At 40.3% G+C, this 13082-nt stretch carries 10 protein-coding genes; 4 read left to right on the top strand and 6 right to left on the bottom strand.

Translation table 11 applies throughout. The annotated features are described in order from the left end of the window. The first annotated feature begins 23 nt into the window (after positions 1–23). Positions 24–2111 (top strand): polyribonucleotide nucleotidyltransferase, encoded by a 2088-nt coding sequence (pnp, locus tag B806_RS0102625; RefSeq protein WP_170814194.1) that lies wholly within the window; start codon positions 24–26, stop codon positions 2109–2111. Positions 2112–2196: 85 nt separating this feature from the next. Further along, the gene (locus B806_RS0102620) at positions 2197–3408 is read left to right on the top strand and encodes a magnesium transporter CorA family protein (protein WP_014208248.1); all 1212 of its coding nucleotides are present in this window, start codon (positions 2197–2199) and stop codon (positions 3406–3408) included. A 230-nt stretch (positions 3409–3638) separates the two neighbouring features. Here B806_RS0102620 and B806_RS0102615 read toward each other — a convergent pair whose 3' ends face one another. The 6 genes from B806_RS0102615 to B806_RS0102590 all read right to left on the bottom strand — a co-directional run bounded on the left by B806_RS0102615 (position 3639) and on the right by B806_RS0102590 (position 11008). Then, positions 3639–3968: a chaperone modulator CbpM gene (locus B806_RS0102615; protein ID WP_017402581.1), complete on the bottom strand. Its 330-nt coding sequence runs from the start codon at positions 3966–3968 to the stop codon at positions 3639–3641. Between the two features lie 11 nt (positions 3969–3979). Further along, complete coding sequence (locus tag B806_RS0102610) at positions 3980–4936, bottom strand: DnaJ C-terminal domain-containing protein (RefSeq protein ID WP_017402580.1); 957 nt, start codon at positions 4934–4936, stop codon at positions 3980–3982. A 134-nt stretch (positions 4937–5070) separates the two neighbouring features. After that, positions 5071–5682 (bottom strand): LysE family translocator, encoded by a 612-nt coding sequence (locus tag B806_RS0102605; RefSeq protein WP_017402579.1) that lies wholly within the window; start codon positions 5680–5682, stop codon positions 5071–5073. Positions 5683–5819: 137 nt separating this feature from the next. Next, positions 5820–6695: an Hsp33 family molecular chaperone HslO gene (locus tag B806_RS0102600; RefSeq protein WP_017402578.1), complete on the bottom strand. Its 876-nt coding sequence runs from the start codon at positions 6693–6695 to the stop codon at positions 5820–5822. Positions 6696–6858: 163 nt separating this feature from the next. Continuing rightward, positions 6859–8703, bottom strand: a complete 1845-nt coding sequence (locus B806_RS0102595; protein WP_017402577.1) for a monovalent cation:proton antiporter-2 (CPA2) family protein — start codon at positions 8701–8703, stop codon at positions 6859–6861. Positions 8704–8779: 76 nt separating this feature from the next. After that, positions 8780–11008 (bottom strand): primosomal protein N', encoded by a 2229-nt coding sequence (locus tag B806_RS0102590; protein WP_017402576.1) that lies wholly within the window; start codon positions 11006–11008, stop codon positions 8780–8782. A 148-nt stretch (positions 11009–11156) separates the two neighbouring features. Here B806_RS0102590 and gspF point away from each other — a divergent pair, with 148 nt between their 5' ends. Then, a complete protein-coding gene (gene gspF, locus B806_RS0102585) occupies positions 11157–12362 on the top strand; it encodes a type II secretion system inner membrane protein GspF (protein ID WP_005065941.1) in 1206 nt (401 codons plus the stop codon). Between the two features lie 23 nt (positions 12363–12385). Further along, entirely contained in the window at positions 12386–12901 is a 516-nt protein-coding gene (gspG, locus tag B806_RS0102580) for a type II secretion system major pseudopilin GspG (RefSeq protein ID WP_017402575.1), read from the top strand. Positions 12902–13082: the final 181 nt, after the last annotated feature.

The raw sequence follows: 13082 nt of genomic DNA, 5'->3' as shown, positions 1-13082 counted from the left end.
TTAGGAAAATACAATACATGTCAATGTTTAATATCGTTCGTAAAGAATTCCAATTCGGTCAACATCAAGTCGTTTTAGAAACGGGTCGCGTTGCACGTCAAGCAAACACAGTTTTAATCACTATGGGTGGCGTAACTGTTTTAGTTGCAGTTGTTGCTCAGCCTAAAGCAAAAGCGGGTCAAGACTTCTTCCCGTTAACAGTGAACTATCAAGAAAAACAATATGCAGCTGGTCGTATCCCTGGTGGTTACGGTAAGCGTGAAGGTCGTGCTTCTGAAGCTGAAACTTTAATTTCACGTCTTATTGACCGTCCAATTCGTCCGTTGTTCCCAGAAGGTTACTTCAACGAAATCCAAGTAACAGCAACTGTTGTTTCTTCTGACAAAACTATGGATGCTGACATTGCAGCAATGCTTGGTACATCAGCAGCATTGTCTATTGCTGGTACTCCTTTCCGTGGTCCAATTGGTGGCGCACGTGTTGGTTTAATCAACGGTGAATATGTTCTTAACCCGAACTTCGAACAGTTGAAAGAAAGTGACCTTGACCTTGTGGTTGCAGGTACAGAATCTGCTGTATTGATGGTTGAATCTGAAGCGAAAGAACTTTCAGAAGACCAAATGCTTGGTGCTGTTCTTTTCGGTCATGACGAAATGCAAATCGCAATTCAAGCGATTAAAGAATTTGCTGCCGCTGCTGGTGCTGTTGAGTCAACTTGGGTTGCTCCAACTAAAAACGAAGCTCTTCTTGAGCAATTAAAAGCAGCTTTCGAAGCGAAAATCTCTGAAGCATATACAATTGCGGTTAAACAAGATCGTTATGCAGCACTTGATGCACTTTATGCAGAAGCTGTAGCTCAGTTCGTTCCAGAAAATGACGAAACTGGTATTGCTGATGAAGTAAACGAATTATTCGAAGACCTTAAATACCGTACAGTACGTGACAACATCTTGTCAGGTAAGCCACGTATCGATGGTCGTGATACTAAAACTGTTCGTGCTATCGACGTTCAAGTTGGCGTATTAGATCGTGCACACGGTTCTGCATTGTTTACACGTGGTGAAACTCAGGCGTTGGTAACAACAACTTTGGGTAATACTCGTGATGCGTTAATGGTTGATACCCTTGCTGGTACTAAAACTGACAACTTCATGTTGCACTACAACTTCCCTGCATACTCTGTAGGTGAAACAGGCCGTGAATCTGGTCCTAAGCGTCGTGAAATTGGTCACGGTCGTTTAGCACGTCGTGGTGTTCAAGCAGTTCTTCCTGCTGCTGACCGCTTCCCGTATGTAATTCGTATTGTATCTGACATTACTGAATCTAACGGTTCATCTTCAATGGCTTCTGTATGTGGTGCTTCATTATCACTTATGGATGCAGGTGTTCCGCTTAAAGCACCAGTTGCGGGTATCGCAATGGGCTTAGTGAAAGAAGGCGAGCGTTTCGCAGTACTTTCTGACATCTTGGGTGATGAAGATCACTTAGGTGATATGGACTTTAAAGTAGCAGGTTCTGCAAACGGTATTACTGCGCTTCAAATGGACATCAAGATTGAAGGTATTACCGAAGAAATCATGGAAGTTGCATTAAACCAAGCATTTGCTGGTCGTATGCACATCTTAAACGAAATGAATAAAGTCATTTCACGTGCTCGTGCTGAAATCAGTGCTCATGCACCGACGTTTGAAGTTATTAACATTAACCCAGACAAGATCCGTGATGTTATTGGTAAAGGCGGCGCAACTATCCGTCAAATTACTGAAGAAACTAAAGCTGCAATTGATATCGAAGACAATGGTACTGTTCGCGTATTTGGTGAAACTAAAGCTGCTGCTAAAGCTGCAATTGCTAAGATTCAAGCAATTACTGCTGAAGTTGAACCAGGTAAGATCTATGACGGTAAAGTAATCCGTATCGTAGAATTCGGTGCGTTTGTAAATATCATGCCGGGTACTGATGGTCTTCTTCACATTTCGCAAATTTCAAATGAACGTATTGCGAACGTAACTGATGTTCTTAAAGAAGGTCAGGAAGTGAAAGTACAAGTTGCTGATGTTGATAATCGTGGTCGTATCAAATTGACTATGAAAGACATTGAACAAGCATAATTGTTCTAGTGACATGAAAAAGTCCGCTTGATGCGGACTTTTTTTATGGCATGATGCAAGTAATACAAAAACAGATCATTGTGGTATGCAGGTTTATTACTTTTATCGCCATCAAGCTGACGGTTATGTCTTTTTAAGCCGTGAACAGCATAATGAACACATTCTGGAGTTTTTCTGGATTGATAGTGTCAGAGCTGATGTGGTGAACCATAACGAAGAATGGCAACAAAAGATTCAGCAGCTTTCAGGCGTGGTTATTAATGAATTTCATATGCGAGATATTGCGAATATTGAGCATCCTTGTGCATTTGATACGCTTGAAGAATATGATCTGCTTATTTTTAGAAAGCTCGTTACACCTGATGATGAAATTAAAAATGGGGAATCCCACGAGAGTGTATTTGGCCTAGCAACTACGCCGATTAGCTTTATTTTTACTCCTAAAGTTCTGATTAGTGTTCGTGAGCAGGGCAATAAGTCGATTGAAAACTATATTCAACGTCTCGAAAATATTTTATGTAAAACTTTGGAAGAACAAAATAAAACCCGTAAGCTGCCTAATTCACCTGTAGATTTATGTTTACGACTGCTCAATAGTATGGTGGATGGCTACCTTGATATCCGTTCACCTTTGACTAGAAGGGTCGAGCATTGGCAACAGCAATTGCTGCAAGGTAATCGCCGTTTTAAACAATGGCATCAGCTGTTTCATGAAAACATGGCCTTTCAGCAGGTTGAAAATTTATGCGAAGAGCAAATCGAAACCTTACAAGAGTTTCGAGATGAAATTGTAGAAAACTATCATCATGTTATTGGTGAGAAGACGCATAGTTCTCAAGATCTTCTGTTGGTTCGTTTGAATGATTTAATGAGTCATGTCGAGCGTATTCAAAAACATACTTTACGTTTACGTAGTGCCATTCAGTCGGCGATTGATTTGCATTTCTCGGCAATTGCAAACCAGACCAATGAAAATATGCGTATTCTTGCCATTATTACTGCCGTATTTGCACCCCTTACTCTTTTAACGGGTATTTATGGAATGAACTTTGAGTTTATTCCAGGGCTTAAGTCACCAGTAGGTTTCTGGATTATGCTGGGTGTCATGCTGCTCAGTACTGTTTTATTGCTGTACTATTTTTATCGACAACATTTGGTGGGGCGCGGTGAAAAAAGTGTGATTGACTTATTGGCTCAACAACATCGCCAAGATCGGATGAATTTGTTCTGGTTTTTGGAATATGAACCGATTAAGCAGACTTTGAAGGAAGTGGAGAAGATTACTCGGTTGAAATAATTCTTCAATTTTTATTGAATTTTTTCAAAATTTGCTTGAGCTAAGCGTCATCCACAACCTGCCCATAATTTAGAAATTATTGTTTTTGCAAAGTAATATTTTAAATGAAAGTAGTGAACAGGTTTTGTGGATGACAATGGTTTTGGTTACTTTTGCCAAAACAAAAGTAACGTAATTAGCTGATGAAATAGATAGGGAGTGCCAGTAGGACTCCGTCGTGACTATCTAATCTAATGAAAATGCTTCAACTGTTTTCTAAGTTGTTGCACTTCATCAATCAAATCTAACATCACAGCAACTGCCGCCAAACTTGCGTCAAAGTCACGTTGTAAACGATAAGCTTTACGTGCACGTGCGACATCTTCGCCCATAAACTGATGTGCTTCAGGTGTGTTCTCGACTGATAAAATATCATATTCAATGAGCTGAAGAATCCAGTCAGGACTTTGGCCGCAAGCTTGGGCAAATTGTTGTAAATCAAATGTCGATTGTTCATCAACGATCTCTGCACTAAAGGTATGGCCGTCATATACAATTTCTCGATAGTGAATGGTTGTCATGATCTTGCTCCCTAATGAGATGAACGAGGTTCGAATGAAGCAAATGCTTCTGCCAGTTGCTGATACGCTTCTTTTTCTTTTTCAGAATTTGCAGGCGGGAATACAATATTTAAAATTAAATACAGATGCCCTGGCGTTTTATTTGGTATCCCTTTGTCTTTTAAACGTAGCTGTTGTCCTTGTTTTGCATTTTTAGGTAAATTGACATGTAAAGATCCTGCTGGTGTTTTCACTTCAATACCTTGACCTAATGCCGCTTCCCATGGGGTTACATCTACAGTCAGATATACGTCACTGCCTTCGACATGAACACGGTCTGTATCTTTATACTGGATTTCAATATAAAGATCGCCGTTAGCACCACCATTAATCCCACTTTGGCCTTGCCCACTTAAGCGGATTTGCTGACCTTCTTTCATGCCTTTTGGTATTTTTACCTGTAAAGTTTTGCGTTGAACTTCAGGCTCACCATAAGCATTCATGGTTGGAATTTGCAGAGTAATTTGCTGGGTTGAACCATGATAGGCAATATCAAGATCAACCTCTATGCTGGCATGTTGATCTTCACCGCGATAACTACGTTGTTGTCTTTGATATTGTTGTTGTCCACCGCCAAAGCCTGCACCAAAGCGACCAAATAAATCTTCAAAACCGCTAAAGTCTGCTTGTTCACCGCCTGTAAAGCCTTGACGATAAAACTGTGCTCCATCAAAACCACCTTGTGCAGCACCTTGACCAAAGTTATTAAAACCTTGAGGATGATCTAACATTTGGTCATATTCGGCTTTTTTATCTGCGTTGCTTAATGTGTCGTAGGCAACATTAATGGCCTGCATTTTTTCTTCTGCATCTTTTTCTTTGCTGATGTCGGGATGATATTTACGGGCTAATTTTCGATAAGCTTTTTTAATTTCATCAGCAGAGGCTTTGCGTGTAACCCCTAATTCTTCATAATAATTTTTTGCCATAATGTTTTATCACGATGGTGTTGTTTATTTCATTATGAAACGATTTTTAGAGTTTTCAATAAGCTAGATTGTATAAGAGTTGTTCTATTACGAAATAAAGAGGTATAGAAAAATTAGACTATACCTCTAATGAATTAGATGAAACTCTGATATAAGCCGTACAGAGCAATAAGTAGAAGTAATAAACCGCAGAGGCCTAATATTTTTGGATATAAATGACTGTTAGAAAGGCGGCGGAAAAAGATATAAACCAAAGATAGTGTGAGGAAGTCTAAAACAATCCATGTCAGAGTAAGTAGGATTAAACTTAAATTTAACTGAGGGGTAATAGAGACAAATTGCGGAAAGAAAGCAGAGAAAAAGATAATATCTTTTGGGTTTGAAATACCGACAAGAAAGCCTTTTTTAAAGCCACCATTTTGTGCTGAAACTGTTTGTATCGCTTCTGGGTGAGGTGCCTGAATCACTTCTTTGAGAATACTAAAACCCAAATAACCAATATATAGGCAGCCTAAAATACGAATGATATTGAGGTAACTATCATTAATACTCAGTATTCCTTTTAAAACCAGTACTGAAATAAAAATTAAAACAAGGGATGCTAGGTTTGTACCAAAAATGGTTTCCAGTGCTTTTTTATAGCCCCCTTTAAGTCCAGCGCTTGCAACTAAAATCATGACAGGGCCAGGGGTCGCAATCATAATAACTACGCTAAAAATAAAGAGAAAATAATCAAAATAATTCATGGTATTTAGGCATCTTATTTATTAGGCTATAAAGTAGCCTTATATTATCCTATTTAAATTAACATGTTGAAAATTATCATCAAAAAATACAGGTAAATAAAAAGGCGGTGTAACCGCCTTTTTATAAAGTTAAAATATTAACTTAAATGTTCACCAAATAACGCTAAAGCTTCTTCAGCGGTAAAGGTATATTGCGTATTACAGAACTGACAGTCCATACGAATCGGGTTCTGCTGTTCTAGAGTTTCATGAACAGCGTCTACACCAATTTGAATCAGGGCATTTGCACAGCGTTCTTTTGAACATGTACAGCCAAATTTTAATGCTTCAATTTCTGGTAAACGAACTTCTTCTTCGTTATATAAACGATATAAGATTTCATTTGCATCTAAATTGGTAAGCTCTTCAGCTTTTAATGTTTCAGTCAACATCGTCAAACGTGGCCATAAATCTTCATCAACCAAGTTTTGCTCTTCTTCATCATGACGTGGTAAGAGTTGAATCAGTAAACCGCCAGAACGCTTATCTGTACTTGCCAACACAATACGAGTCGGAATTTGTGCAGATAAATCATAATATTGCATTAAGCAACCCGCTAAAGTCACTTGATCAAGCGGCACGATCCCTTGATAACGTTCGCCAAATTCCGGTTCAATATTGATAAATAAAACCGGATTAACTAAAGCGCCAAGAACTGTGCTGCTGTCTGTTGCTTCAACAAAGCGAGGGTCGGTTTCATAGTCCGCTAAAGCACGAACCTCTCCTAAATGGTTACATTCAGCCATCGCCCATTTGAAGGTGCCGCTAGCCTGGATTTGCAAGCTGATACGGCCTTTGATTTTTAGTGTACTTGCAAGTAATGCAGTCGCACTCAACATTTCACCTATCAGAATTTTAACCGCAGGCATATAGTCACGTTGAGCTAAGATAGTTTGTAGGGCTTCTTCTAGATGAACTACTTCTCCACGTACTGGAAAGTTCTCTATATAAAAGCGTTGGCGTAAATCAGACATAATATTCTCCAGGGCCCTAAGCAGAGTATAACTATTTCGTTTTAATCAAGCTCAGGAAATGCAGCGAAGCCGCAAGCCGGACAGGGGCAGCTTTGTGCCCATTGTCCAATTATTTAGGCAATGTGAATAAGTCCTTAATATAGCCATTTTCTGAAATCTCAAGTTATTCTAGATGATCTCTTGTAATGTCGATGCGATTTGGTTGTAAATGACGCTTTAAATTAACATCATGTTTTGATGTAGCCTGTTGCTGCGCATCACTTTCAAACAAATGTTCAAGCTCGGCTAAGGCATTACGATGTGTTTCAAAAATCTTCTGTTCATCAGTATAAATACTTTGCTGCTGTATGAGCAATTTCTCATCATAATCCCGAAAGATTTCGATATTGTTATAGGCTTGTTCATCAGAGATTCCAAGTTCTCGCAAAGCGCGATAAGCCATTCCTAATGAAGATAAATACGTCTCACGCCAAATATATTCCACGCCTAAATCTCTTAAAAGATGGACATGGTGACGGTCGCGAGCACGGGCTAATAGCTTTAAGTTTGGATAATTTAATCTAAGATGACGCGCGACATTCATAGAGTCTTCAACATCATCGATTGCTAAAATAAATACTTTGGCTTTTTCAATACCGGCAGAACGCAGTAAATCGGGCTGGGTTACATCGCCATAATAGAGCTTGCCGCCGTAGCGACGCACAAAGTCCACTTGATGAAGATTGTTGTCGATTGCAGTAAAGCCTAAATGCTGTAGGCGGGCAATACGGGCGATAATTTGTCCAAATCGACCAAAACCAGCAATGATAATCGGATTATCCTGCTGTGGAATTTCGTCATACTCAGGTGGACGTTCTTTATTAAACAGAGGAATGACCTGAGTTGCCATGATCCAGTAAATTACTGGAGTAAGTACCATCGACAATGTCACGATCAGAGTCACGGGTTCTAATATAGCTTGAGTTAAAACCTTCTCACTTTTTGCAAGACTCAAAATCACAAAAGCAAATTCTCCGCCTTGTGCCAAGCAAGTACCTAAAAGCAAGCTGTTATTCCAACTGTATTTTTTATAGCGAGCAATAGCGGTCAATATCAGCGTTTTGATGAGCAATAAGCCGACTGCACCACCAATAATAAGCAAAGGCATTTCAATGAGCAGTGACAGCTGTGTGGTCATGCCGACGGTCATAAAGAATAAGCCAAGCAGTAGACCTTTAAACGGTGCAATACTCGCTTCAACTTCGTGGCGAAATTCTGAATCTGCTAATAATACACCTGTAAGGAATGCACCTAATGTGGTGCTAATTCCTAAAGTATCCATAAGCAAGACAACAGCAAGAATAATAAATAATCCTACTGCTGTAATAAGTTCAGTCGCTCCACTTTTGGCAACAAAGCGGAAGAATGGACGCATCACATAGCGACTAAACAGAAATAGACCAGTAAACGTTGCAATGATAGCCGCAAAATAAGCTACCCCATGATGGGTTGATTCTGTTCCTGCCAATAATGGAATGATGGCAAGTAAGGGAATAGCCGCTATATCTTGGAAAAGTAAAATGGAAAAAGACTGCTGACCATAAGTCGTATTGAGTTGCTGCTTTTCGGTCAGAAGTTGTAATACAAATGCGGTAGAAGACAGCGCAAGGGCAAAACCAATGACAAAGCTGACAGAGAGCTGCTGTTGAAAGAGTAATAGTACGATCAGCATAAGAATAGCCCCACTAATGAGGACTTGCAGACTTCCCATTACAAAAATAGAGTCACGCATTTCCCATAAACGTTGGGGGCGTAACTCTAAACCAATCAGGAACATTAATAAGATAACGCCAAATTCGGCAAGTTCCATAATCGCTTCAGGGTCATGTGCAATATTTAAAACACTAGGGCCCAGAAGTATTCCTGTAAATAAATAACCTAAAACTGTTGCTATCCCTAGGCGCTTGCCAAGAGGGACTAAAATCAGAGAAGCTCCAAGAAAAATTGTTGCTTGCAGTAAGAATGACATTCATTGCCTCGAATGTATTAGTCTCTTTTAAGTGTAAAGCCAAAAAGGCTTCTTCACACCATGATATTCAAATCATCTAATTAAATTCTTGCGGATCAACATCAATTGATAGCCGAAGTTGATGCTGCCGTGGTGCATGAACCAATTGTGACCACCATTGCCTTAAGTAAAAATGTAGACGAGCACGTTCAGTAGATAAAATTACCATGTGGGCGCGGTAGCGTCCTGCTTTACGCTCCATAGGGGCTGGAATCGGTCCCCAAATATCAACAATGTCACCTGCAATTTGGCGTAATTGTTCCGCCGCTTCATTTAAGAAATGTAAGGTGTAGTCGCGATCTTTGGACTCTGCACGTATCAGTACTGCATAACGGTAAGGCGGCAGCAATGCGACTTTACGTTCCGCAAGAGTTTGTTTGGCAACCGCCCGATAATCTTTTTCGATGAGTGTGGTGAGTAAAGGGTGATCTGGTCTTAAGGTCTGTAAATAAACATGGCCTTTGTGTTCACCACGACCTGCACGACCAGCGACTTGTACAATTAACTGCGCAGTACGTTCTGGCGCACGAATATCGACACTAAGTAACCCAGCATCAATATCTAAAATAGCAACCAAAGTTACGTGTGGGAAATGATGGCCTTTAGCCAACATTTGAGTGCCCAGCAAAATTGTTGGTTTGTTTTGATGAATACGATCATAGATTTTTTGCCAGCTACCGACACGACTGGTGCTGTCACGATCAACCCGAATCACATCATAGTCTGGAAATAATTCTTGTAAGTGCTCTTCAACCTTAGCCGTTCCAGCACCTAAGGTTTTTAGGCTTTTTTGCTGGCATTCAGGGCAGTGATCGGGCAAGCGATGAACAGTACCGCAGTGGTGGCAGTGTAAATAAGAATAAGGCTGAGTGTGCAACGTAAAATGCGCATCACAATGCGGACAATTTGCTTGCCACCCACAGCTTTCACAAACCAGTACAGGTGCATAGCCACGACGGTTTAAAAAGATTAAAACCTGTTCTTTTCTAGCTAATGTATGTTTGATTTGTTCAATAAGGGGCTGGCTGATTCCATGCTGTTTTTTGACAATTTTAAGGTCAATCAAATGCATTTTAGGCAAAAGTGCATGTCCAGCACGTTTGTTGAGTTGCAGCGCAGTTAATTTGCCAGTTTCGACCAAATAATAACTATCAATACTTGGTGTTGCTGAACCTAAAATAACAGGGCAGCTTTGCAAGTGACCGCGGTACAGTGCGACATCACGCGCATGGTAGCGGAAGCCTTCTTGCTGTTTATAAGAGAGGTCATGTTCTTCATCTAAAATGATTAAGCCCAAACGTGGCAGTGGCGTATAGATGGCTGAGCGGGTTCCTAAAATAATAGATGCTTTGCCCGTCTGAGCCTGTTGCCATGCCTGCAAGCGTTTGGAGTCATTTAAGCCCGAGTGTAATAGAGCAATATCACAGTTAAAACGTGATTTAAAACGAGAAATCGTTTGAGGGGTTAGACCAATTTCAGGGACTAACACCAGTACTTGCTTACCTTGCTTTAGCACTTCGTGCATGATGTGCAGATAAACTTCAGTTTTACCACTTCCTGTTAAACCATCTAATAAAAAGGCTTGGTATTGATGCTGTGCGTTTACGACGTGCTGGGTTGCTTTCTTTTGGTCTTCATTTAGCGTGAGCGGCATTTGTGCCAATTTAACAGGCGATGGGCTAAAGTCGTGCGGTTCAAGCGTACAGTCAACCAGTCCTTTCTTTTGAAGTGCTTTAAGCGTAGCCGTTTCTACACCACTTAAATTAAGAATATTCTCTGTAGTTCCGGCAGGGTGTAATTTTAAAATTTGATACGCGTCTTGTTGCTTAACAGAGCGTTTAAGAAGTGCTTCAACATTATCACATGGTGTGATTTTCCAAAGATGGAACAAAACATCCATCGGTTTGCCCTGACGCAATAACGCGGGTAGGGCAGTTTGCATGACCTCACCAATTGGAAATTGGTAATATTGCGCGGACCATGTCAATAAACTTAAAACTTGTTCATCTAAAATTGGTTCTTCATCTAAAAGGTCAGAAATGGCTTTAAGCTGAAAGGTGCCTGTAAATGATTCACTTGGGTCAACTTTTTCAGTAATGATGCCAATCAGGTTTTGGCGCCCAAATGAAATAGCGACGCGTGAGCCTACATGAGCCCGTTCATATTGTGCTTGGGTGAGTGTATAGTCAAAAGTGTCGTACAGATGTACAGGTACGGCTACACGCACACGATAAACAACTGAATCAGGCTTTGGCGTTATGGTCATAGAGGCTCATTTCGTCAATTTTAAAAAACGGCATAGCGTCGTGAAGAGGACTTGGGTATTCTACACAGGCTATAGAACGAATATGAATGATTGCGTAGCATAGATGCAACAGCAGCGACTATTATTTTTGGAAAATTAGAACATTACCATGCCTGCATATCAATTTACTGCCATTGATGCTTCAGGGAAGCAGCAAAAAGGGGTGCTTGAGGGAGACTCAGCGCGCCAGATTCGCCAACAATTACGCGATAAAGCATGGACTCCCATTAGTGTCGATCCTGTTGAACAAAAAGATAAACATCAGAGTCAGGGGTTATTCCAAAAAAAGTTCAGTGCTTACGATTTGGCACTCATGACCAGACAACTTTCGGTCTTGGTTGCCGCTGCTATTCCACTTGAAGAAGCTTTGCGCGCCGTGAGTAGGCAAAGTGAAAAAACACATGTACAAAATCTTTTATTATCTGTTCGTTCTCGAGTCTTAGAAGGGCATTCACTTGCACAAGGTATGCAGCAGTCTGGACGTTTCCCTGACCTTTATATTGCAACGGTGGCTGCTGGCGAGCGCTCGGGACATTTAGATCTCATTTTAGATCAGCTTTCGGATTACACTGAAAACCGCTTTGCCATGCAAAAGAAAGTTCAGGGCGCCATGATTTATCCAATCATTTTAATGCTGATGTCTTTTGGTATTGTGATGGGTTTAATGACTTATGTTGTGCCAGAGATTGTAAAAACTTTTGATCAAAATAAAGATGCTTTACCGTGGATTACAGTCGCTTTAATGAAAGCCAGTGATTTTATTCGCCACGCGTGGGTGTTCATTATTCTTTTTGCAGTGGTGGGTGTTATTGCATTCGTAAGGTTTTTAAAAACCACTGCTGGACATTATGCTTTTGATCGATTAACACTCAAATTGCCATTATTCGGTAAACTATCACGTGGTATTAATGCTGCACGCTTTGCTAGTACCTTATCTATTTTGACCCGTTCAGGTGTCCCTTTGGTTGATGCCTTAAAAATTGGTGCAGCAGTGACTAACAATTGGGTCATCCGAGATTCAATTGCCCACGCGGCTGAGCGTGTTACCGAAGGTGGTAACCTAGGTACGCAACTGGAGCGCAGTGGTTATTTCCCACCAATGATGGTACAAATGATTCGAAGTGGAGAGGCATCAGGCGAGCTTGACAGAATGTTAGAACGAGCATCGACCATGCAAGACCGTGAGGTGACGACATTTATTTCAACCTTACTGGCATTACTTGAACCGCTTATGCTGGTTTTAATGGCAAGCATTGTACTGGTTATTGTAATCGCGGTTATGCTGCCAATCGTAAATATGAACAATATGATTTAATAACTTTGATATTAGAGATAATGATGAAGATGGTCATGAAACAAAAAGAGCACGTTAAGGATGCTCAAAAAAACTCAAGCGTAGCTTTCGGACTTGCGGCACGTTCGAGCGGTGCTCGAATGAAGCGTGCCTCAGGCTTTACGCTCATTGAGGTCATGGTCGTGATTGTAATTTTAGGCGTGTTAGCAGCTTTAATCGTACCAAATGTCATGGGGCGTAGTGAAAAAGCTAAAATTGATACGACTCAAATTGCATTAAAGGGGGTAGCGGGTGCTTTAGATCAGTACAAGCTTGATAATGGCCATTTCCCAACCATGCAAGAAGGTGGGCTAGATGCTTTGGTTAATCAGCCTGCTACAGCGAAAAACTGGATGCCAGGTGGCTATGTAAAAGGTGGTTATCCTAAAGACAGCTGGAAAAATGATATTCAATATGTCATTCCTGGGGCAGATGGTCGAGCTTTTGACTTGTACTCATTTGGAGCAGATGGCAAAGAAGGCGGTGAAGGTAATGATGCAGATATTTATTATCAACCTTAATTAAAATGTAATGGAGATTATCAATTCAGTTAAACAGTTAAAATGATAAATACGAATTGATAATCTCTCTCAATCAGAAAAATATAATAACTAACTGAAAAATATAAATTAAAGTTAATATCAATATTTGAGATTTATAATAAGAATTATTCCCATATTTAATAGTTACAAGAAAGTTAAA

The sequence above is a fragment of the Acinetobacter sp. TG2027 genome (assembly GCF_000302435.1).
GTDB lineage: Bacteria > Pseudomonadota > Gammaproteobacteria > Pseudomonadales > Moraxellaceae > Acinetobacter > Acinetobacter pittii.
The sequence above is the reverse complement of the archived record's forward strand: the minus strand, read 5'-3'. Positions and strand labels throughout refer to the sequence as shown.

Bases quoted from the DNA above. Each gene is read 5' to 3' on its own strand.
- pnp (WP_170814194.1), top strand. From the start codon at position 24: ATGTTTAATATCGTTCGTAAAGAATTCCAATTCGGTCAACATCAAGTC.
- B806_RS0102620 (WP_014208248.1), top strand. From the start codon at position 2,197: ATGCAGGTTTATTACTTTTATCGCCATCAAGCTGACGGTTATGTCTTT.
- B806_RS0102615 (WP_017402581.1), bottom strand. From the start codon at position 3,968: ATGACAACCATTCACTATCGAGAAATTGTATATGACGGCCATACCTTT.
- B806_RS0102610 (WP_017402580.1), bottom strand. From the start codon at position 4,936: ATGGCAAAAAATTATTATGAAGAATTAGGGGTTACACGCAAAGCCTCT.
- B806_RS0102605 (WP_017402579.1), bottom strand. From the start codon at position 5,682: ATGAATTATTTTGATTATTTTCTCTTTATTTTTAGCGTAGTTATTATG.
- B806_RS0102600 (WP_017402578.1), bottom strand. From the start codon at position 6,695: ATGTCTGATTTACGCCAACGCTTTTATATAGAGAACTTTCCAGTACGT.
- B806_RS0102595 (WP_017402577.1), bottom strand. From the start codon at position 8,703: ATGTCATTCTTACTGCAAGCAACAATTTTTCTTGGAGCTTCTCTGATT.
- B806_RS0102590 (WP_017402576.1), bottom strand. From the start codon at position 11,008: ATGACCATAACGCCAAAGCCTGATTCAGTTGTTTATCGTGTGCGTGTA.
- gspF (WP_005065941.1), top strand. From the start codon at position 11,157: ATGCCTGCATATCAATTTACTGCCATTGATGCTTCAGGGAAGCAGCAA.
- gspG (WP_017402575.1), top strand. From the start codon at position 12,386: ATGAAGATGGTCATGAAACAAAAAGAGCACGTTAAGGATGCTCAAAAA.